This is a genomic window from Undibacterium sp. GW821-FHT11B02, from assembly GCF_058808955.1.
Genome location: NZ_JBXASD010000005.1, coordinates 66613 through 87402 on the forward strand (window position 1 = coordinate 66613; position 20790 = coordinate 87402).

Sequence of the window (20790 nt, forward strand, 5' to 3'; positions counted from 1 at the left end):
TATGAACCATCCCGCCCCTATCGCAAGTGTCAGAACACCTTTGCCCGCGAGCTTGCTGCAAGCCTTGCAAAATCTGCTGGAAGACCGGTTCAGCATCGCCCAGGCAGTGCGTTTGCATCATGGTCGTGACGAGTCTTCATATGACCCTATGCCGCCAGAAGGGGTGGCATTTGCCCAGACTACGGAAGAGGTGGCGGCTATCGTCAAGCTTTGTCATGCGCAAGGCGTGCCGGTGATACCGTACGGTGCGGGGTCGTCGCTGGAAGGCCACATTCTGGCATTGCATGGCGGCATCACTATTGATTTGTCGCAAATGAACAAGATGGTGGCCGTACATGCTGAAGACTTGACTGCTACAGTACAGGCAGGTGTCACGCGCAAGCAGTTGAATGTTGAGATTCGCGATACCGGTCTGTTTTTCCCTATCGATCCCGGTGCTGACGCCAGTCTGGGTGGCATGGCGGCAACCCGGGCTTCGGGGACGAATGCCGTGCGTTATGGCACCATGCGTGAAAATGTATTGGCACTGACGGTGGTGACGGCAGACGGGCGTATTATCCGTACCGGTTCACGTGCCAAGAAGTCGTCTGCTGGTTATGATCTGACGCGCATCTTTGTCGGTAGTGAAGGCACGCTGGGTATTATTACCGAAGTAACGGTCAGGCTGTATCCCTTGCCAGAGGCAATTTCGGCGGCGGTATGCAGTTTTCCGGATAATGCCGACGCGGTGAATACAGTCATCCAGACCATACAGATGGGGGTGCCGATTGCGCGGGTAGAATTTTTGGATGCGAATGGTGTGCGAGCCATCAATGCGCACGATAAGCTGAACTTGCCTGTGAAGCCTTTGCTGCTGTTTGAATTTCATGGCAGCGAGCATGGCGTCAAGGAACAGGCTGAGCTGGTGCAGGAAATCGCCGCTGCCAATGGCGCCGGCGATTTTGAATGGGCGACCAAACCGGAAGAGCGTTCGCGTTTATGGGCAGCCAGGCATAACGCCTATTTTGCCCTGTTACAATTGCGACCAGGTTCACGGGCGATTTCTACTGATTGTTGTGTGCCGATTTCACGTCTGGCCGAATGTATCAGTGAAACCCAGATCGATTGCGAAAATCATGGCATTTTGTATTCGATCATTGGTCATGTCGGTGATGGTAACTTCCATGTATTGATGCTGGTTGATCCGGCCAACAGTGAAGAAATTGCCACTGCTGAAGCGATTAACCAGCGCATGGTCAGCCGTGCGATTGCCATGGATGGTACTTGTACTGGTGAGCATGGGGTGGGCATACACAAGATGGCTTTCCTGATTGAAGAGCATGGGGCAGATGCCATTCATATGATGCGTATGCTGAAGCAGGCTTTTGACCCCAGGAATATATTAAACCCGGGAAAGGTTGTTGCCTGGAATGCATAATTTGCTGGATGACATGTTTATCTGAGCAACTTCAGTAGTACTACAGATGCCGAATTTTCTGCTTTATTTTATGATGCAGAATGCAGGGATTTATGTGCAATGAAGTTGCTTGCGTTGTATCAGGGCATTTATTTTATTGCAGTCTATTGAGGAATTTTGTGGGGCAGGGCTGGTCCATATAGGATCGCCGGCCCGGTTTGATCTGCTTTAAACCAATTACTTATTTGGAACACGAATGGCAACACGTCTCCCGCCAGTACATGCACTTTCGGCTTTTGAGGCCGCTGCCCGTTACAGTTCGTTTGCTGTAGCGGCTGAAGAACTTTGTATTACACCATCTGCCTTGTCCCACCGCATTCGTTTGCTGGAAGAGCATTTGTGTGAGCGTGTGTTTGTCAGGGAAGGGCGCAGCGTCACCTTGACTGAGTTTGGTCGCCGCTACCTGGATGTGGTGCGGGGTGCCTTGCGTACGCTGTCTGATTTCCCTTTGCCAAACAAGGTTGCACAAAATCAGTTGCGGGTGAAGGTGACGGTACCACCTACGTTTGCCCGTTACATGTTCATGCCCAGGCTGGCCAGTTTTACCAGGCAGTATCCGGAAATTGAAATTGAAGTGTTTTTGTTTGTGCCACTATATGATCTCAGCCTGTCTGAAAGTGATGTGGAAGTGCGGTTTGGTGCAGGTGAATACCCCAACCTGGTGACCCGCAAATTATTTGTAGAACCCAGCTTTGCGGTGGCCAGCCCGGCGTATCTGAAAACTTTGCCAGCCATGCAGACACCGGCTGATTTGCGACATGCCAAATTATTGCGTTCAGCATTGGAACCCTGGCAGCCCTGGTTTGAAGTAGCCGGGCTGGATTGGCCAGAACCTACAACGGGCCTGCGCGTGGATGACCTGGGCTTGTTGCTGGAAGCGGTCAAGCACGGCCATGGCATAGGCTTGACACGCCAGCATTTCGCGCAAGAGATGATACGTCGTGGCGACGTGGTCAGGGTTTTTGAAACACAACTGGCCACGCCACCGCATTCATATTATCTGGTGCATGAGGCGCAGGCCAATATACGTCCTGAAGTGCAGTTGTTTATTGACTGGATGCAAGCGACGTATCAGCAGGCATAATATCGGGCTCAATACCGGGTTTAAGGTCGGACCTGACATCGGGCAAAGGCTGACTGGTTTGTTTTTGCAGGCTTATCCATTGATCCAGCGGCATGGGGCGGGCAAACAAATAGCCTTGCATGGAAACGCAACCATTGGCGATCAGGAAATCGGCCTGTTCCCTGGTCTCTACACCTTCTGCTACTACGCGTAAGCCCAGGTGTGATGCCATCGATAATATCGATTGCACGATGGCAGTATCATTGGCATCACCGGGGGTATCCTGAACAAAACTCTTGTCAATTTTCAGTTCATACAGTGGCAATTTTTTGAGGTAAGCCAGACTGGAATAGCCAGTACCAAAATCATCAATTGAAAATCGTATGCCCAGCTTGGTTAACTCCACCATGCGGGCGATGGTGTCATGCAGGTTTTCTATCAACAGTCCTTCGGTGACTTCGAGAATCAGTCTGGATGGAGGTGCACCAGTGTTTTTCAATATCAGCTTTACCTTGTCAACAAAATCGATCTGCCGGAATTGTTTGGGACTTACGTTGACGGATAATGGCATGTCCAGGCCGGCTTCTTTCAGTTGCAGCAACGCCAGGCAACCCTGTTCCATTGCCCAGTCTCCAAGACGCAATATCACGCCGGACTCTTCTGCTACCGGAATAAAGATCGCCGGTGAGATGGGGCCGCGTTCAGGATGCGTCCAGCGCATCAGCATTTCGCCACCGACGGGTTTGCCAAAATGATCAACCTGGGGCTGTATGTGCATTTGCAGTTGTCCACCGGAGATGGCTTCGCTGAGTTCACGCTCTACTGTCAGCCTTTGTTCCACTTCCGACTGCATGCCGGTTTCATAGAAGGCAATCTGATTCCTGCCGCAGGATTTAGCGCGGAACATGGCAGTATCAGCTTCACGTAACAAGTCATGCGAGCTCTGGTTTTCACGCGGTAGCAGGGTAATGCCTATACTGCAAGTGGTGTTGTATTGCATGCCGTTGATGTCAAAGAATTGTGAGATCGCATGGCGGATTTTTTCCGCCACTGCCTGTGCAGCATGGGCACCTACCGTTACATCATTCGATACATGACAGAGCAATACGACAAATTCGTCACCACCTATGTGGGCCACGGTATCGACTTCACGCAGGGACTGGCTCAGCCTTTGCGCTACCTGTATCAGCAGGGCGTCACCGACCGCATGGCCACGTGCATCATTGATGTACTTGAAGTGATCGAGGTCTATGAACAGTACAGCGCTGAACATATTGCTTCGTCTTGCAGTCGCCAGCAAGATACTCATCCTGTCCAGCAACAGGCGGCGGTTGGGCAAGCCAGTCAGCACGTCAAAATAGGCTAGCCTGTGTATGTGTTCCTGTGCTTTCTTGCGTTCGCTGATATCGCGCCCGGTCGCTACCCAGTGAGCATACTGACCGGCATCGTTGGCCAGCGGTACGAGATCTGCCTCCATCCAGAATTCATTGCCATCACGGGTATAGCAGATTAGTTCTACATGGACTGATTCGCAGATGGCGAGTGCATGGCTCAAACGATCAATTTCTTCTGGCTGGGTACGCGGCCCCTGCAAAAATACCGGGGACCTGTCGATAACATCTATGCTGCCAAAACCAGTCTGGCGTACAAAGGCATCATTCACAAAGACGATTTTCAGGCGGCGTTTGCCTACAGCATCGGCATCCACATGGATGATCATGACCATGTCGTTAAGCCTGGCTACGGCTGCTACGATAAGCCGCAGTTCTTCGTTTGCCATGCGCAGGGATGATTGTCCCAGTTGCAGTGATGCAGCAATCACGCGTTGTTGTTCCAGGCTGCTATCGAGTCTTTGCAGTAGTACCCCACAAGAGATGGCCATGACTGCGGCAATGAAAGTGAAATTGATGGTGACGATCACCAGCCGTAAAAAAGGGTGGGAATCAAAACCGTATACACTCAGGTTGGGATCTGCCAGGTAACCGACTACCAACAGGCTGAGTGCGGACAGAAACAGGGCCTGCATGGCATGTCGCAGGTTTAACAGCAGAGATGTCAGGACCGGAAAGGCCATCAGGTATATCAGGCCGGTCAGTCCTACCTTGATCAAAAACCAGACGCCAAGCAGGTATAGGAACAGCAGAAAATTCCAGGCGCGCTGCTGGTAATTCAAAAAGGGCAGGCGCCATATGGTAGTCACCCAGATCAGGGCAAAGATATCAACTACCACTACCGACCACAAGTTTTCGCTGATAGCCAGGACTATGCTGGGAATGGCTGTGGCAGTGCCGAGAGCAAGTACAAAGAACAGAATGGCTGACAATACCTGTTCACGCCACTGATGAGTCTCATCCAGTGCCGATGGAGGGGGCAAATAATTATTACGGATGAATTGAAAAACAGACATTGATGCTGTCCTTCTGAAATCAGTCCCAGAGCAAGCCAGGCTCAGTTTACAGGCCGAATAATAATACTATACCAACTTTTCGCGTCAATCAGGAAATATATGCGCTGCACAATTTTTATGTGGGACTAGTCAACAGACCCTGATACATTGAAAACATACTAACACTGTCTCAAAAATAAGCCTGTGATTGAATGGTTACGGCTAACTCAAGCCCTAGCTTGAGGGCTTGGTTTTTGCCTGCTGTTAAATGACGCTATTATGTATTTTTTTCAATCAACATTTTTGCCGGCGGATGCACACCATAGCGCAAACCATTGTTCACGACTGAGTTGTACGCTGGTAGCCTGCACGGCTTCTGCAATGGCGGCGATTCTGCCAGAACCGGTCAAAACCATGGGGGAAGCCGGATGTTTCAGTATCCATGCCAATGCCACTACGCTGGGAGAGACATCCAGTTCCTGACCAATGCCTTGCAACACCTGGCTGACGCGTTGGCCCTGTTCGGTTTGTTCATTAGCCGGCAGCATCAATTGTCCGCCACCCAGGGCTGACCAGATCATGGGTGCAATGCGCAGGCGCTGGCACTGATCCAGGCTGCCATCCGTCAGGGGCTGCATATGCAGCAGGGACAACTCAATCTGATTGGTCGCCAGCGGGAAGCGTGAGTTCAGCAAATCAAATTGTGCTGGAGTGAAATTCGATACGCCAAAATGCTTCACCTTGCCACTATCTTGCAGTTGGCGAAATGCTTCAGCCATTTCATCTGCATTCATCAGCGGGTCTGGGCGATGGATCAGCAGCAGATCTAGCTGTTCTATCTGCATGGCGCGCAAAGATTGCTCGGCAGATGCAATGATGTGGCTGGCACCGGTATCGTAATGCTGGATGCCGTGGCTGGGACGTTGCTCCGACACCAGCTTGATGCCGCATTTGCTGACAAACTGCAATTGGCGACGGAGGTGCGGTGCAATTGCCAGCGCTTCACCCAGCAAGGTTTCGCTTTGGTAGTTGCCATAGATGTCGGCCTGGTCTATCGTAGTGATACCCAGCGCCAGTGCCTGCTCAAGAAAGTCCACTCTCTGTTCCGCTGTCATTTGCCAGTGGCCCAGGCGCCACAGACCAAGCACGATACGGGAAAATTCAGGGCCAGCCGGCGCAACTTGCTGGCGTGGGCTGTCGATCTTTGTATGGGTGGTCGTCATGGATGGCCGGTTTTTATGATGGAAATGCAGGTTTATGTCTGTTGTACTTGTTTGAGTGTCGCTATCAGGTCATCACGTGTCGTGTATCCAGATGCGATCATATGCAGCGCATCCTGATGTACCAGTAACAAGGCCGGGAAGCCACGTATGCCCCAGCGCTGGCTTTGTTCAAAGTCTTGCCTCGCGTCAGACATGGTCATGGGGGATAACATGGTTTCGTGAAAGCTGGTGGTGTCATAGCTGTCAGCACCTTCCGCGGCATTCAGGGCTGTAACGGCAATCCCGGACAACACGCCAATATCAGTCACGTCTTTGCCTTCGGCATAAAAGCCGTGCTGTATGGCATGAAACACTTTAAGGACGGTATCGCTGGATGCTTCATCTACCAGGGTGCGGGCGGCAACCACTGCACGGCAAGCAGGTTCAGTGTCATAGATGAAGCCTGGATGTGACATGGCCTTGTTGCTGAAGGGCAGGCCGCTTCTTTCTTCCACATGTTTCCAATGGCTAAGAATGGTCGTTCGGGTGGTGTCATCCAACACCTGCTTGTTATAGGCCCGCAAGCCGCCCAGTACCAGGTCAAGCTGGCTACCGGGTAAGGTATCGAGCAGGGCTTGCAATTCCGGGCCAAAGCCATAGCACCATGAACACATGGGGTCGGCGACATAAATCAGGTGTGTCATCACTTGCTCTCATTGGTGGGCGTCAGGCGCTCATTGTATAGAAAGTTGCCCAGTCTGGCAGGCTGCAGGATTTTTGCTGTTTTTCAAATTTTTTGCTGATTTATAGGACGAGAAAACATGTGTATGGGATTGCCATCTGATCATGTTTTCATGATGGCATGACAAGTAATTGGCATAAAATATTTTAATTCGGGTATAATTCCCGGTTCTGTCCAAAATTTCCTCTTCAAGTCGTTTGATCGTTTGAATTTTCGTCGGGATTGAAAGTCCTGCCGAAACAGGTTTTTGTGGATTCTTTCTCTCTTAGGTTGGTGCAAATTAATTTGGGGGGTGGGGATGTCCGATCTGGCTTCTTTGTCTATACTCGCGCGTTCTGACGCGCAACTTCCGGTTTACGTGTATTTTGATGAAACGCTTTTGCAGCGCGAAATCAAGGAATTATTCCAGTCTGGTCCGCGTTATGTCGGTCATGAACTGATGGTGCCTAATGTTGGCGACTTTGCTACGCTGGCATCTGAAAATGAAGGCCGCATGCTGGTACGCAGCGCTCAGGGCATAGAACTGATGTCGAATGTCTGTCGTCACCGACAGGCATTGATGTTCAATGGCCGTGGCAATACCAATAATATTGTTTGTCCGCTGCATCGCTGGACCTATGACCTGAAAGGTGAGCTGATTGGCGCGCCACATTTTGCCGACACGCCTTGCCTGAATTTGCAACGCACGCCCTTGCAAAACTGGAATGGCCTGCTATTCGAGCAAAACGGCTATAACGTCATGGAACGCATGGCTAATCTCACCGTCACCAAAGACCTGGATTTTAGCGATTACATGCTCGACCATGTCGAAGTACATGAATGTGATTACAACTGGAAGACTTTTATTGAAGTCTATCTGGAGGATTATCACGTCGAACCTTTCCATCCCGGCTTGGGCAGCTTTGTCACTTGCGATGATTTGCGGTGGGAATTTGGTGAGGATTACAGCGTGCAGACTGTGGGCGTCAACAAGGGTTTGCTGAAGTCCGGCTCAGCCACTTATCAGCGCTGGCAAGAGCAGGTGCTGAAGTTCCGCAATGGTGAAACGCCTAAATATGGCGCGATCTGGTTGACCCTGTATCCCAATATCATGGTTGAATGGTATCCGCATGTGTTGGTGGTCTCGACCTTATGGCCAACAGCTACCGGCAAGACGCGTAATGTGGTCGAGTTTTATTATCCTGAAGAAATCGTCCTGTTTGAACGCGAGTTCATAGAGGCTGAACGCGCAGCCTATATGGAAACTTGTGTTGAGGATGATGAAATCGGTTTGCGCATGGATGCTGGTCGCAAGATTTTGCTCGATCGTGGCGTCAGTGAAGTCGGGCCTTATCAATCCCCCATGGAAGACGGCATGCAGCACTTCCATGAATGGTATCGAAGAAAAATCGCAATTTGATGTAACTCAATAGGGGAGGCGCGTGCCTCCCTTATCTTTTGGAGCAAGGATTTATGCAGTCTTTATGGATGCTGGTTGCCAGCTTTCTGTTTTCCATCATGGGTGTGTGCGTCAAGCTGGCGTCGGTTGATTATTCAACCTCTGAAATTGTGGTGTATCGCGGCGTCATCGGGATGCTGATGATAGCCACACTGGTGCGCTGGCAGGGGGGAACCTTGCGCACGCGTATGCCTTACCACCATTTGGGGCGCGGTCTGATTGGCGTCATCGCACTGTGGATGTGGTTTTATGCCATAGGCAAATTGCCGCTGGCAATGGCTGTGACGCTGAACTACATGTCGCCAATATGGATCGCGGCTATTTTGCTGGGTGCGGCATGGTGGAGAAAACAGCATGGCCTGACCTGGCAACCGGTAGCCGCCATCCTCATGGGTTTTGTTGGCGTTGTTTTGTTGTTGCGCCCCAGTATCCATGCGGACCAGATCATCGGCGGTGTCATCGCCCTGATATCCGGTATGTTGGCTGCCTGGGCTTATATGCAGGTCAGGCAGATGGGTTTGATGGGCGAGCCCGAATATCGTGTGGTGTTTTATTTTTCCATGACCTGTGCTGTGGCCGGTCTGGCTGGCACCGTGCTCAGTAAATCCATCGATGCCATGAGCAACAATACACAAAACATCGTCTGGCATCACCTCGATACCAGAGGTATCCTGTTGTTGCTGGCCATAGGTTTAACAGCGGCGATGGCACAGATGGCCATGACGCGAGCCTATCGCCTGGGGAATACGCTGGTCACGGCTAATCTGCAATATGTGGGTATTGTGTTTTCCAGTCTGTGGGATGTGCTGATCTGGGAGGAAAGCCTGGCCTGGTTAAGTTGGCTTGGCATTGCCGTAATTTTATGCAGTGGCCTGATCGCCACCTTTTATAATGCCAGAACAACTACCGTCTCTATTCCCAGTGATGCCATCAGTTCGGAATAAAATGGCTGTGATTTCTTTGCGATAGTTTGCAAGACTTATTTTTCAGGAGATAAAGATGTACACGACTTTGATCAGTGCAACAGATCTGGCCCCCCATATTGAACGCAGTAACTGGGTCGTGCTGGATTGCCGCCATGATTTGATGGATACCAATGCAGGGCAAGCTGCCTACGACCTTGGCCATATTCCTGGTGCACAGTTTGTCCATCTTGACCAGCGACTGTCGGCTGCCAAAGTCGGGCCGGATGGCGTTTTTCGTGGACGCCACCCTTTGCCGGAAAAAGGCGATTTTATTTCCAGTCTGCGCAATCTGGGTGTGAATGATGACAGTCAGGTGGTTGTATATGACGCCCACGGTGGTATGTTTGCGGCGCGTTTGTGGTGGATGTTACGCTGGGTAGGGCATACAGCCGTCGCCGTGCTGGATGGCGGTTTACCAGCATGGCAGGCCGCAGGCTTGCCGGTAAGCACTGCCGTGCCTGCCATAGGTTGCGGCAATATTAGTGACAAACCAGCTTTGGTTGGTTCTGTAGAAGTCAGTCAGGTTTTGGCAAATATCAGCAAGCCAACCAGGACAGTCGTGGATGCCCGTGCTGCTGACCGTTTCCGTGGCGAGAACGAAACCATGGACCCGGTAGGTGGTCACATCCCCGGTGCCAAAAACCGCTTCTTCAAAGATAATCTGCAAGCTGATGGCCGTTTCAAACCTGCTGATCAATTGCGACAAGAATGGTCCGCCATTGTCAGCGATGCCAGCCAGGCCATCATGCAATGTGGATCGGGCGTGACGGCTTGCCATAATCTGCTGGCGCTGGAAGTGGCAGGCATGCACGGTGCGGCTTTGTATCCGGGATCGTGGAGCGAGTGGTGTGCAGATGCGTCGCGACCAGTGGAGCGTTGAGTTCTAGGTAGATGATATTCCGTAGGTTGGGCCGGGCCTCGCTAGGCTGCGGTTTACCAGCCCAACACTGGGCCTCAACAAACGTATACGTTATTTAAACGTTGAGTGTTGGGCTGATACCCCGTAGCCTAGCGAGGCCCGGCCCAACCTACGGAAAGGTGTGAATTTTCAATGCCTACCTGTGACTGGTCACAAACAACACCAGCACCACCCCCAATGACACCAGAATAATCTGTGGTATGGTTTCTTTCAGTGTCGCTCGCCGCTGCATTTGCGGCATCAAGTCGCTGACTGCGATATAGATAAAGCCAGAAGATGCAAACACCAGCACGTAGGGGATCATGCCACTGGCGTTTTCCAATGTGAAATAACCTATCACGCCACCAACCACACCCATCATACTGCAGATCAGGTTATACATATAAGCACGCGCACGGCTGAACCCTGCATTTAGCAAGACGATAAAGTCACCTATCTCCTGCGGTATTTCATGTGCAATAATCGCCAGGCCAGTGACCAGCCCAAGCTTGGGATTAGCCAGGAAAGCCGCTGCAATTAAAATACCGTCGGTGAAATTATGCATTCCGTCACCGACCAGTATCATCCAGCCAGCACGACCTGCTTCATGGGCATCGTGTCCGTGTTCATGATGGTGACCATCACCTTCATGGTGATGAGAATGACGCAGTATCGCAAATTTTTCCAGCAAGAAGAAAGCCAGCAAGCCTCCCAGCAAGCACGCAAACAGGGTGTGGGTGTCAGCACCGGATTCAAACGCCTCTGGCAGTGCATGCAGCAAAGACGTGGACAACATGATGCCCACCGACAGGCTGACCATGCGCTCTACCACTTTGGACAAGAGAGAAAACGAGAAAATGGCAGCAGCCGTGATGCTTAAAACACCGGCAACGGTGGTGGCAAACAGAATGGATAACAGCGTGGAATGAATTTTAAGCCTCAGGAATTTGCAACCAGGTTGCAAATTAAAGCATATTGCGGGGTTTTCTGCAAATCAAGATTGGAGCAATGAGCTCTACGTCACTGCCGTCCGCATGGTCACAAATTCTTCCGCCACTGTAGGATGCACGCCTATCGTGGCATCCATTTGTGCTTTGGTGACGCCACATTGCATCGCCACGGCAAAGCCCTGGATGATTTCACCAGCATCTGCACCCACCATGTGCATACCCAGTACGCGGTCGGTATCCCCATCGACGACCATCTTCATCAGGCAGCGTTCGGTTGAACCTGACATCGTATGCTTGAGTGCCTTGAACTCACTCTTGAAGATTATGACGTGGGTATGTTTTTCCCGTGCCCTGGTTTCACTCAGGCCCAGGGTTGCCACATTGGGGTGGCTGAATACCGCCGTCGGAATATTTTCATAGGACATCAGCTTGTGTCCATGCTGGAACAGGTTGGCGGCAACGATCATGCCTTCGGCCAGTGCGACCGGTGTCAGGGCTACGCGGTCGATGACATCACCTATCGCATAGATATTGTCCACGTTGGTGGCGAAGTGTTCGTTGACGATGATGGAGTTGTTCTCGCGTACCTGCACACCAGCATTTTCCAGCCCCAGGTCTTTGACATTGGGTTGGCGGCCGGTGGCAAACAGCACGCAATCACTATCGAGCGTGCGGCCATCGCTGAGTTCAACGCGCTTGCTGTCGCCGTTAGCAGTGATGGACAGGATTTTGGTATCCAGTGCTATCTCTACCCCTTTCTTGGTCATTTCATTGATCAGGAAATGACCAAGATCATGATCCATGGAGCGCAAGATCTGCATGCCACGCTGTACCATTGTGACCTTGCAACCCAGGCCATTTAATATGGATGCCAGTTCCACCGCGATATAGCCGCCACCTTGTACGATGGCATGACGTGGCAGGGCCGGCAAGTGAAAGAATTCATCTGAGGTGATGCCCAGTTCGCTGCCTGGTAATTCTGGTCGTACAGGGTGACCGCCAGTGGCAATCAGGATATGGTGGGCGCGATAGCTTTGCCCATTGACGACGACAGTGTGCGCATCCAGTATCTGCGCATGGCCGGCAATGACATCAACATTGGCCGTTGTCAGTATCTGGCTATAGATGGCGTTGAGCCTGGCAATTTCTTTGTCCTTGTTGGCTATCAGGGTGGGCCAGTCGAAGCGCTGTTCCCCCAGGCTCCAGCCAAAGCCCACAGCCTCTTCAAAATCGGCGTGGTAATGCGACGCATAGGACATCAATTTTTTAGGGATGCAACCGGCGTTCACGCAAGTACCGCCCAGTGGGCCTGCCTCTGCCAACGCCACCCGCGCACCAAATTGCGCTGCAAAGCGGCTGGCACGTACACCACCAGAACCGCCGCCTATTGTGAATAAATCATAGTCGTACGTATGCATGATGGTCCTTGAGATACCGTGATAAGGGTGTCAGGCAGATTCGCATCAACGAAATCTGCCCGATCCTATGCTGCAGGAAAGTCAGACTACGCGTTCAAACTACACCATTGGCCTTGAACCAGGCCAGGCAACGGTTCCAGCCATCTTTGGCATCTGCTTCATTGTAGCTGGGGCGATAGTCGGCATTAAAGGCATGACCAGAATTTTCATATATCTTGAATTCTGATTTGCTATTACCTTTTTTGAGTTCGGCTTCCATCTTGATGACCGACTCAACTGGAATACCCTGATCTTTTGCGCCATACAAGCCCAACACTGGCGTTTTCAGACCGGCAGCGATATCGATAGGGTGTTTTGGTGTCAATGCTGTTGCCTCGCCCTGCAGGCGGCCATACCAGGCCACACCAGCTTTGACATTGGGGTTGTGGGCAGAATACAGCCAGGTAATGCGTCCTCCCCAGCAAAAACCAGTGATGCCCAGGCGCTTGGTGTCGCCACCGTTGCTGCTGGCCCAGGCGACTGCTGCATCCAGGTCACCCATGACTTGTGCATCCGGCACTTTGGAAATGATTTCTTTCATCAGTTCAGCCATGCTGGGCGCATTCTTGGCATCGCCTTGACGCACGAATAATTCAGGTGCTAGGGCCAGGTAACCCTGCTTGGCAAAACGGCGGGCTACATCGGCGATATGTTCATGTACACCAAAAATTTCGGAAATCACCAGTATCACCGGCAAATTACTCTTACCTTCTGGCTTGGCAAAATACATGGGCACATCCGCACCGGCCACGTTTAACTTGGTCACGCCATCCGTCAAACCGGCACGGTCAGTCTTGATCATGGTTTGCGCGCAAACCGGTGCTACTGCTGCGGCAAAGCCCACACCAACCGCTGTTTGCATGAAACTGCGACGGTTGACTGTGGTGTTATCTTCTTTGCCGCCAACCAGGCTATTAAAATCTTCGCGATACTGCATGGTGTTCTCCTATCTGTATTTGTTGATGCGCGTTGGTACGCGTTGGTACAATCAGGTACATGAAACCCCGGGCAAAACAGCAATGAATTGTACAACCGATTCTTGGAACTGACTTGTAACGGAAGTTATCGCAGATATGGCTTACGGCTCTGGCAGAACCGGTGGCGTGCTGTCAGCGTAAGTCAGGTAGGCTTTCCAGATATCATGCATACGGCTTTGTATGAGATCAAGCTGGCATTGTGCCGACTGGCGGTAACGTATGCTGCCCTGTTCCCAATAGGTATAGACATTGCCGCAATGAGTAGTGCGATATTGTGTCCAAGCGTTATGAGCGAAATCCAGATTCAGCTTGCTGTCTCCGTCTTTTTGGAGACGGAGTTTGGCAGCTTGCAGATAGGTTTCCAGTTTTTTGTCTGCCCTGGCCACCTCGCCGGCCATGCATAGCCTGTCTTCCTGTGTATTTTTCTCGGAGGCACACAATGCCTCTGCATGGCTGTTATGTGCGATGGTGCAGAACATGCTGAGTATGAGCAGTTGAGCAGATTTCATACTATTCCTTGAGGTTTCAAGTATGGCCATTCATTGGAATGACTACGCGTAAATGATAGCACAAGGAAATTATTTAAAAGCTAATAGTCTGTGGCGGTACTTGATTTCAGACTGAGCGCATTTTCTCAGGTCGCAAGACCAGCCAGACCGCGACACCGATCAATGCGCCACCCAACAGATGCGCCAAGGTAATGCGCTCATTCAGAAACAAGGCTCCCCACAAGACGCCAAATGGAGGAATTAAAAAAGTGACCGTCAGCGACTTGACCGGGCCGATATCGGCGATCAATCTGAAATACAGAATGTAAGCCAGTGCGGTGCAAATCAAGCCCAGGGCTGCCAGTGTCAGCCAGAGTGTGCTGTCACCCCAGGATGTCGGGGCTTGCGTCATGGCACTGTAGCCAAAGAATGGCAATAACAGTGTGATCGCGCCCAGTTGGCTGCCAAAAGCCACGAGACGGCTATCCAGTCCACCTTTGGCAGATATCCATTTCTTGGTGAGAAAGCTGGCCAAACCGTAACAGGTGGTGGCTACCATGCATTCAGCGGCGGCAATAATCAGGTCCGTGTTGAACTGTAAGGGGCCGGTAGAGGTCAGCACCGCCACGCCGGCAATACCTATGACTACACCCGCCACCTTGTAAAGGCCTGGTCGTTCAGAGAAAAACAGGGCACCAATGACGACACCCATCAGCGGCGTAGTGGCATTCAAAATGGCAGAATAACCGGCAGGCAGTACTTTTGCCGCCAGACTGAACATGACAAATGGAATACCCGAATTGATGATTCCCAGTACCATGGCAGTACCCAGCTTGTTTTTAAAATCCCAACGCACGCGCATGATCAGCAGGATGATCACCAGCCCTGCCGTACCAAACAGTACACGAAAAAAAGCAGTGGGCATTGCACCCAGCGTAGATACGATAATCCGCATGAATAAAAAACTGGCACCCCAGATGGCGGCAAGGCTGATAAGCCGGATGATATCTTTGGTTTTCAAGATTATTTCCTTTATTGATATTCGCTGGCATAGATCTGGCGCGAGATGCCGATTACATTTTAAGTTAAGATATTCTTGTACTTTATTGCGTCACTTACAGAATTAAACCATTCCATGCGTTTGAGTGGCAATTCATCTTTTATGCATTTAATTTAGAAAAACTAAACTGTCATGACACGCTTGCCATCACTGAAAGCTTTGCAATATTTTGAATCAGTAAGCCGTCACCTGAGTGTCAAGCATGCAGCGGCAGAATTGCATGTGACGCCGGCAGCAGTCAGTCAGCAACTCAGCAAGTTGGCAGATACATTGCAGATTGCCCTGTTCAGGAAAGACCAGCGTGGTATCGCATTGACTGCAGATGGCGAGCGCTATTTCTTGGGAATACGTACGGCGTTCCGGCAAATGGAAGAAGCAACAAGACGCCTGCAAGAGCAGCGTGCGCTACCTAAGATTACGGTAAGTTGTACACCCGGGTTTGCCATGCAATGGCTGTTGCCGCAGTTGCCAGCGTTTCAGGCGATTCATCCGTCTATTGATGTGCGGATCAGCACCACCAATCGACTGGCAGATTTTACCCGCGATGAAGTGGATATTGCGGTCAGGCATGGTCTTGGCCGTTATGCCGGGCTGGAGTCTGAAATGTTGGTGGATGACCCCTTGCAGCCGGTATGCAGTCCCCGTGTGTTGAAGAACAAAAAACAGCTCACGTCGCCAGATGAATTGAAAGCCTTTACCCTGTTACATGATGAGCAACAACAAGACTGGCGTCTGTGGCTTGAGGCGACATCAGCAAAAGGAGTTGAGTGGGATAGCGGAACTGTATTTGCCGATTCGAATGGTGCTATCGAAGCTGCGAAAAGAGGCTATGGCATCGCACTGACAAGAAAAGCCCTGGTCAGGCAGGAGTTGAAAAATCGCGAATTGATCATGCCCTTCAAGACCGCCATCAGGACAGGTATTGCTTACTATCTGGTCTACCCATCCGGGACATTGCTCAGAGATGAGGCGCGCTATTTCAGGGACTGGCTTGTGCATGCGGTGAAGAGTAATTGATGGAATGAATTCCAGTTATTTTTTTAAAGAAATATAAAGCTGTCGCTGTTTTTCTATTTCGCGCTCCAGATATTTATCTTTTGCTTCATCAATATTCTCACGCTTCCATATTGTAGTGCGTTTGAATTTGGGGCCTTCCGTTTTGCGGATGAGTGTATTACGCTGATGATGAGAATGCATCGACCTGTCTTATCCCGGTTTATCTCGAAAACCAGGGTAAGCTCGTGTAATATATGTATCCAAATTTGCGGAAAGAAAACAGTGATGACTTTAATGGAAAGCCTTGGTGCTGCAATCTTTGGTTTGGCCTTGTTACATACTTTCAGCGCCAAATACTTTGAAATGCTGGCACGTAAAAATGGCAAACATGCGGGCTTGCTGCATCTGCTGGGCGAAGTTGAAGTTGTATTTGGTTTTTGGGCGTTTGTGCTCATTATGGTCATGGCAATGGTATCCGGCGGCGAAGCCGCCATTACGTATGCAGAGTCACGTCAATATACCGAACCCTTGTTTGTATTTGTTGTCATGGTAGTGGCAGCTTCTCGACCTGTACTGGAGATAGTCGGACGTATGCTCAATGGTATAGCACATGTGACGCCATTCCGGAATGCACTGGTCATGGTCTGGTTTGGCCTTGCAGCGGTACCCTTGCTTGGTTCTTTGATCACTGAACCGGCGGCGATGACATTGGCTGCCCTCATGCTAGCTCCATTAGTGTTCCGCCATGGCATGCCGGAATGGAAAAAATATGCTGCACTGGGTGTGCTGTTTGTGAATATTTCTATTGGTGGTACGCTGACATCGTATGCAGCCCCACCTGTGTTGATGGTGGCATCTGCCTGGCAATGGGATGGTGCCTTCATGCTGGCAAATTTTGGTTGGAAAGCGGCTTTGGTGGTCTTGTTCAATGCCAGTGTAGTCACTTTTCTCATACGTAAGCACGTTGCAGACACTGGTGGCAGTGATGCAACCTCGCCGGATGTACCCGTGCCGATGATCGTTAGCCTGATCCATTTGATTTTCCTGGCTGGTGTGGTGCTGCTGGCGCATCACGCTGTGCTTTTCCTTGGTTTGTTCTTGTTTTTCCTGGGCTTCACTCAGGCCTACGAGCGCCACCAGAGCCCTTTGATTTTAAAAGAAGGTTTGCTGGTTGGTTTCTTCCTCGCTGGTCTGGTAGTGTTGGGGGGAATGCAGCAATGGTGGTTGCAACCCATTGTGTCCAGTCTGAAACCGCACACGCTGTTTTTTGCCGCGCTTGGTTTGACGGCGATAACTGATAATGCTGCATTGACGTATCTTGGTTCGTTGATAGCGGGTCTGAGTGAACAGGCCAAATATCTGCTTGTAGCCGGCGCAGTCGCTGGTGGCGGCCTGACTGTCATTGCGAATGCACCCAATCCCGCAGGGGTGGCCTTATTGAAGCGCGGCTTCAATGACGAATCCATCGGTGCCTTGGGTTTGCTGCTGGGCGCGTTACCACCGACGGTAGTGGCGGCAGTGATATTTTTTCTGTGAATTTTATTTGACATCTTTCGCCAGTCAGTTGACTTTTAATGTGGTTCAAATTCAGACCAGCAAGATGTAAGCATTTGCAAATACGGCCGAAAAGGTGACGGACAAGTTTAAAAAGACGCGTTTTGAACTATACTAGAAATGTGGAATGCACAGGTATAGTCCTGACGTAGGCATTGTCTGACAGACGCAATCCCGCGAAAGTGTTCTAATAGCGCTGCGATGCAGAACGTGGAAATACGCAACACCAGTGCGACACACAACTGGCGCATCATGCATCTGCGTGATTTGTGCAAGACGGCAAGAAAATCAGTGTCTCCATTGCAGGATACGATTCGGCCCGTGAAGTGATAACCGTCTTTTTGACAGAAACCGGCCAGCGTCATTTTCCTGGCAACAATAATAAAATCAGAGGGTAAGTGGCATAGATGTGTCGGGTATAGCATTGTTTTTATAGGACTTACGCAAAACCGCCCCAGCTGCGTTGCAGCTCCTCTCCTAGGAGCCGCGTACTATTCGTACTGTCTTCGTCGCTACGGTGTAGTCGGGGTTTCAGACAGCATGCTGTCTGCCGACGGAACGAACCTCCCCTTTAAGGGAGGTTTCTTAAAAGCGATAGGTGTAGTCGGGGTTTCAGACAGCATGCTGTCTGCCGACGGAACGAACCTCCCTTTAAGGGAGGTTTCTTAAAAGCGATAGCCTTGCTGGGACAATTTTGGGTAAGCCCAATTTTAAAAAAATCGGAAGCTGTTTCTCAGTTTGCTGATGAAGAAGAGTGCTCATGATTTTCGCTTTATCAGAAATGGATGAATATCATGCCAGATGAAAAAGACAAGCAAGAATCAGCCAGTGCAGATACCGGGCCAACTGCTGTGCAAGTGAATGTAGTTGAAGGTGCCGCAATGGCAAATCAGTTGCTGGTGTCACCTGTCGGCGACGCTGTGCCGCAAGCACAAAATCCTGCTGCAGACAAGCAAGATCACCAGACTGCTTATCAGGCTGCTTATCAGATTGGTGAATCCCCGTGGCGCACCCTTGTACGCGTTGTTTCTGCCCGTTTGCGCGCAACTTCTCTACGCACTGCCAAAGGTATAACCCAACGTACTTTGAAAATAGGTGTATCTGCCAGAATATTCCATCCCCAGGCTGGTGCCAAAGGTTTATCCAGTAAGACCTTGCAGTATCTGGAAGAGTCGATTGCACAATGGGTAATGGCCCGCGATGTCATGGTGTTCATGATCCCTTCAGTCAATACCAATGGTCTGATCCGCCCCAGCAATATACGTCTGCGTGACTATGCGAGGCATCTCGATGGCCTGGTATTGCAGGGCGGCGCCGATGTCGCACCACAAAGCTATTCTCAACAATCAACACGTCCAGAATGGAATGGTGACCGTACTCGTGACATGTATGAACTGGAACTTTTGCATGAGTTTATCGAAGCGGATAAACCTTTGCTGGGTATCTGTCGTGGCTGTCAGTTATTGAATGTGGCTTTTGGTGGCAGCCTGTATCAGGACATCGCTACCGAAGTGCCGAATGCCATCGCTCATGTGAATGATTTGTATGACCAGCATGGGCATGAATTGCAGTTCACAGCACAATCCACACTAGCGCAATTGTTTTCACCATCGGTCACTGCCAAGGTCAATTCCATACATCATCAATCCATCAAAAATCTGGGCAAGGATATCACGATAGAGGCCATCTCACCTGCAGACAACATCGTTGAAGCTATACGCTATCAAAAAGCGAAATTTGTCGTTGGCTTGCAATGGCATCCAGAATTTCATCTGACAGGGCAAAGCGATTTGCTGGATTGCACACCTATACTCGACAGTTTTCTGCGCGCAGCCAGAGAAACACGATTTTGAAAATTGGCCGGGTTCGCTGCCTATCATCAAAAGGAAATGCAGCATCACAAGTGACAGTATTTTTCATCTCTTCAGTTTCAAGCCGTGGCACTCATGACAGGAGACAGCATGACAGAGTTTTCCATTGATATCAGTGAAATGGCCTGGCCCTGCATCATTGCACTGGCCTGGTTGTTGGGAGACATGGGGCATCGCTGGTTACATCTGCCGCGTATCAGTATCTATGCCCTGACGGGCTTCGCGCTGGTTAACTTGTTCCCGGCTTATCTTTCGCCGCTGGATAACCATAGTCTTATCCTTGTGGCCAATATCGCTTTCGGCCTCATTCTTTTTGAATTTGCTTATCGCATCAATTTGCGCTGGCTTAGCCTCAACCCTTGGGTTGCCATAACAGGTTTGGTGGAAGCGGGGGCCACTTTTGCGGCGGTGTATTTTGTGGCGCTATGGCATAGCAGCTCGCAATTAATGTCTCTGCTGCTGGCAGCACTGGCGATGTCATCTTCACCTACTGCGGTATTACGTATCATCAACGAGCAACGTAGTTCTGGTCAAGTCAGTGAACGCATCCTGCACCTGACGGCTATTAATTCTGTGCTGGCGGTATTTGCATTCAAGATCATCCTGATGTATTGGGTAATGCAGACGTCGGGCGACCTGTTGCAGGCATCTGCACAAAGCCTGCATGTCATGATGGCAGCGTTGGCGTCACTGATAGCAGGGATCGTATTTGGTATATTGCTGCCCATCGTATTGCGCTGGCGTGGTCGCCAGGCAGAAGATGCAACACTTGGGTTTGCCTTCGCAGTCATTATATTGGTGTCGCTTAGCTATGCCAGTGGTTTGTCGCCGGTATTGGCTACCCTCGCTTTTGGTCTGGTAGCAAGACACCGACGTATCAGCCTCGGTCGCACGCAGAGAAATTTTGGTGTATTGGGTGAACTGTTGACGGTTGTATTATTCGTATTCGCGGCGTCTACACTGGCATGGCAACAGGTTTGGGCGGGTGCGCTTCTTGGTGCAGTATTGCTGGTCATGCGCTTGGGTAGCAAAATCTTGGTTACGACGGCCCTGGCACCATTCAGCGGCATATCTTTGCGCAAGGGTTTGCTCAGTGGTGTTGGCCTCGCACCAGTTTCGGTCTTCTTGTTGCTAAGTCTGGAGCAGCCACGCAACTTTGGCATGGTCGTGACTGCCGAATGGTTTGCCCTGGTTGCGATGACGCTGATGCTGGAAGTGCTAGGCCCTATCCTGACACAGCTGGCTTTGTACGCTGCCAAAGAAACACCCGAAGAAAGGGAGCAATAA

18 protein-coding genes are annotated in these 20790 nt (G+C 50.7%); 9 read left to right on the plus strand and 9 right to left on the minus strand.

The genetic code is table 11. The features are described from left to right. Nucleotide 1: 1 nt before the first annotated feature. The gene (locus AC1RVX_RS11480) at nucleotides 2-1417 is read left to right on the plus strand and encodes an FAD-binding oxidoreductase (RefSeq protein ID WP_493216732.1); all 1416 of its coding nucleotides are present in this window, start codon (nucleotides 2-4) and stop codon (nucleotides 1415-1417) included. Nucleotides 1418-1652: 235 nt separating this feature from the next. After that, nucleotides 1653-2540 (plus strand): LysR substrate-binding domain-containing protein, encoded by an 888-nt coding sequence (locus AC1RVX_RS11485; protein ID WP_493216733.1) that lies wholly within the window; start codon nucleotides 1653-1655, stop codon nucleotides 2538-2540. Here AC1RVX_RS11485 and AC1RVX_RS11490 read toward each other — a convergent pair. The 3 genes from AC1RVX_RS11490 to AC1RVX_RS11500 all read right to left on the minus strand — a co-directional run bounded on the left by AC1RVX_RS11490 (nucleotide 2503) and on the right by AC1RVX_RS11500 (nucleotide 6811). Then, nucleotides 2503-4926 (minus strand): putative bifunctional diguanylate cyclase/phosphodiesterase, encoded by a 2424-nt coding sequence (locus AC1RVX_RS11490; RefSeq protein WP_493216734.1) that lies wholly within the window; start codon nucleotides 4924-4926, stop codon nucleotides 2503-2505. The two genes, AC1RVX_RS11485 and AC1RVX_RS11490, sit on opposite strands and share 38 nt — an antisense overlap. 269 nt (nucleotides 4927-5195) lie before the next feature. Further along, entirely contained in the window at nucleotides 5196-6128 is a 933-nt protein-coding gene (locus AC1RVX_RS11495) for an aldo/keto reductase (RefSeq protein WP_493216735.1), read from the minus strand. Between the two features lie 32 nt (nucleotides 6129-6160). After that, nucleotides 6161-6811, minus strand: a complete 651-nt coding sequence (locus tag AC1RVX_RS11500; protein ID WP_493216736.1) for a DsbA family protein — start codon at nucleotides 6809-6811, stop codon at nucleotides 6161-6163. Nucleotides 6812-7147: 336 nt separating this feature from the next. Here AC1RVX_RS11500 and AC1RVX_RS11505 point away from each other — a divergent pair, with 336 nt between their 5' ends. Genes AC1RVX_RS11505 through AC1RVX_RS11515 form a run of 3 tightly spaced genes read left to right on the plus strand, consistent with a single transcriptional unit; the run spans nucleotide 7148 to nucleotide 10132 of the window. Continuing rightward, the gene (locus AC1RVX_RS11505; RefSeq protein WP_493216737.1) at nucleotides 7148-8248 is read left to right on the plus strand and encodes an aromatic ring-hydroxylating oxygenase subunit alpha; all 1101 of its coding nucleotides are present in this window, start codon (nucleotides 7148-7150) and stop codon (nucleotides 8246-8248) included. 53 nt (nucleotides 8249-8301) lie between these two features. Further along, nucleotides 8302-9231, plus strand: a complete 930-nt coding sequence (locus tag AC1RVX_RS11510; RefSeq protein ID WP_493216738.1) for a DMT family transporter — start codon at nucleotides 8302-8304, stop codon at nucleotides 9229-9231. A gap of 55 nt (nucleotides 9232-9286) precedes the next feature. Further along, a complete protein-coding gene (locus AC1RVX_RS11515; RefSeq protein WP_493216739.1) occupies nucleotides 9287-10132 on the plus strand; it encodes a sulfurtransferase in 846 nt (281 codons plus the stop codon). A 175-nt stretch (nucleotides 10133-10307) separates the two neighbouring features. Here AC1RVX_RS11515 and AC1RVX_RS11520 read toward each other — a convergent pair whose 3' ends face one another. From AC1RVX_RS11520 to AC1RVX_RS11540, 5 genes are all read right to left on the minus strand, one after another. Then, nucleotides 10308-11057, minus strand: a complete 750-nt coding sequence (locus AC1RVX_RS11520) for a ZIP family metal transporter (protein ID WP_493217106.1) — start codon at nucleotides 11055-11057, stop codon at nucleotides 10308-10310. 108 nt (nucleotides 11058-11165) lie between these two features. Further along, nucleotides 11166-12518 carry a glutathione-disulfide reductase gene (gorA, locus tag AC1RVX_RS11525; RefSeq protein ID WP_493216740.1) on the minus strand — a complete coding sequence of 451 codons (1353 nt, stop codon included), beginning with the start codon at nucleotides 12516-12518 and terminating at the stop codon, nucleotides 11166-11168. A 94-nt stretch (nucleotides 12519-12612) separates the two neighbouring features. Beyond that, the gene (locus tag AC1RVX_RS11530) at nucleotides 12613-13494 is read right to left on the minus strand and encodes a dienelactone hydrolase family protein (protein WP_493216741.1); all 882 of its coding nucleotides are present in this window, start codon (nucleotides 13492-13494) and stop codon (nucleotides 12613-12615) included. Nucleotides 13495-13635: 141 nt separating this feature from the next. Then, nucleotides 13636-14043, minus strand: coding sequence for a lysozyme inhibitor LprI family protein (locus tag AC1RVX_RS11535; RefSeq protein WP_493216742.1), 408 nt, complete (start codon nucleotides 14041-14043; stop codon nucleotides 13636-13638). 106 nt (nucleotides 14044-14149) lie between these two features. Next, entirely contained in the window at nucleotides 14150-15043 is an 894-nt protein-coding gene (locus AC1RVX_RS11540; protein ID WP_493216743.1) for a DMT family transporter, read from the minus strand. Nucleotides 15044-15214: 171 nt separating this feature from the next. On the opposite strand from AC1RVX_RS11540, the gene gcvA reads away from it, so the two are divergent. After that, a complete protein-coding gene (gene gcvA, locus AC1RVX_RS11545; protein WP_493216744.1) occupies nucleotides 15215-16099 on the plus strand; it encodes a transcriptional regulator GcvA in 885 nt (294 codons plus the stop codon). 15 nt (nucleotides 16100-16114) lie between these two features. On the opposite strand, the gene AC1RVX_RS11550 is transcribed toward gcvA, so the two are convergent. After that, nucleotides 16115-16279: a hypothetical protein gene (locus tag AC1RVX_RS11550; RefSeq protein WP_493216745.1), complete on the minus strand. Its 165-nt coding sequence runs from the start codon at nucleotides 16277-16279 to the stop codon at nucleotides 16115-16117. 84 nt (nucleotides 16280-16363) lie between these two features. Here AC1RVX_RS11550 and AC1RVX_RS11555 point away from each other — a divergent pair, with 84 nt between their 5' ends. The 3 genes from AC1RVX_RS11555 (at nucleotide 16364) to AC1RVX_RS11565 (ending at nucleotide 20790) form a co-directional block, all read left to right on the plus strand. Further along, the gene (locus AC1RVX_RS11555) at nucleotides 16364-17614 is read left to right on the plus strand and encodes a putative Na+/H+ antiporter (RefSeq protein ID WP_493216746.1); all 1251 of its coding nucleotides are present in this window, start codon (nucleotides 16364-16366) and stop codon (nucleotides 17612-17614) included. A gap of 803 nt (nucleotides 17615-18417) precedes the next feature. Beyond that, nucleotides 18418-19485: a gamma-glutamyl-gamma-aminobutyrate hydrolase family protein gene (locus AC1RVX_RS11560; RefSeq protein WP_493216747.1), complete on the plus strand. Its 1068-nt coding sequence runs from the start codon at nucleotides 18418-18420 to the stop codon at nucleotides 19483-19485. 108 nt (nucleotides 19486-19593) lie between these two features. Further along, nucleotides 19594-20790: a cation:proton antiporter gene (locus AC1RVX_RS11565; RefSeq protein ID WP_493216748.1), complete on the plus strand. Its 1197-nt coding sequence runs from the start codon at nucleotides 19594-19596 to the stop codon at nucleotides 20788-20790.

What these genes read in the sequence shown, in the direction of transcription:
- AC1RVX_RS11500 (WP_493216736.1), bottom strand. Translation starts at nt 6,811, where the DNA reads ATGACACACCTGATTTATGTCGCCGACCCCATGTGTTCATGGTGCTAT.
- AC1RVX_RS11530 (WP_493216741.1), bottom strand. Translation starts at nt 13,494, where the DNA reads ATGCAGTATCGCGAAGATTTTAATAGCCTGGTTGGCGGCAAAGAAGAT.
- AC1RVX_RS11565 (WP_493216748.1), top strand. Translation starts at nt 19,594, where the DNA reads ATGACAGAGTTTTCCATTGATATCAGTGAAATGGCCTGGCCCTGCATC.
- AC1RVX_RS11485 (WP_493216733.1), top strand. Translation starts at nt 1,653, where the DNA reads ATGGCAACACGTCTCCCGCCAGTACATGCACTTTCGGCTTTTGAGGCC.
- AC1RVX_RS11490 (WP_493216734.1), bottom strand. Translation starts at nt 4,926, where the DNA reads ATGTCTGTTTTTCAATTCATCCGTAATAATTATTTGCCCCCTCCATCG.
- AC1RVX_RS11515 (WP_493216739.1), top strand. Translation starts at nt 9,287, where the DNA reads ATGTACACGACTTTGATCAGTGCAACAGATCTGGCCCCCCATATTGAA.
- AC1RVX_RS11560 (WP_493216747.1), top strand. Translation starts at nt 18,418, where the DNA reads ATGAATATCATGCCAGATGAAAAAGACAAGCAAGAATCAGCCAGTGCA.
- gcvA (WP_493216744.1), top strand. Translation starts at nt 15,215, where the DNA reads ATGACACGCTTGCCATCACTGAAAGCTTTGCAATATTTTGAATCAGTA.
- AC1RVX_RS11510 (WP_493216738.1), top strand. Translation starts at nt 8,302, where the DNA reads ATGCAGTCTTTATGGATGCTGGTTGCCAGCTTTCTGTTTTCCATCATG.
- AC1RVX_RS11550 (WP_493216745.1), bottom strand. Translation starts at nt 16,279, where the DNA reads ATGCATTCTCATCATCAGCGTAATACACTCATCCGCAAAACGGAAGGC.
- gorA (WP_493216740.1), bottom strand. Translation starts at nt 12,518, where the DNA reads ATGCATACGTACGACTATGATTTATTCACAATAGGCGGCGGTTCTGGT.
- AC1RVX_RS11505 (WP_493216737.1), top strand. Translation starts at nt 7,148, where the DNA reads ATGTCCGATCTGGCTTCTTTGTCTATACTCGCGCGTTCTGACGCGCAA.
- AC1RVX_RS11480 (WP_493216732.1), top strand. Translation starts at nt 2, where the DNA reads ATGAACCATCCCGCCCCTATCGCAAGTGTCAGAACACCTTTGCCCGCG.
- AC1RVX_RS11495 (WP_493216735.1), bottom strand. Translation starts at nt 6,128, where the DNA reads ATGACGACCACCCATACAAAGATCGACAGCCCACGCCAGCAAGTTGCG.
- AC1RVX_RS11535 (WP_493216742.1), bottom strand. Translation starts at nt 14,043, where the DNA reads ATGAAATCTGCTCAACTGCTCATACTCAGCATGTTCTGCACCATCGCA.
- AC1RVX_RS11555 (WP_493216746.1), top strand. Translation starts at nt 16,364, where the DNA reads ATGACTTTAATGGAAAGCCTTGGTGCTGCAATCTTTGGTTTGGCCTTG.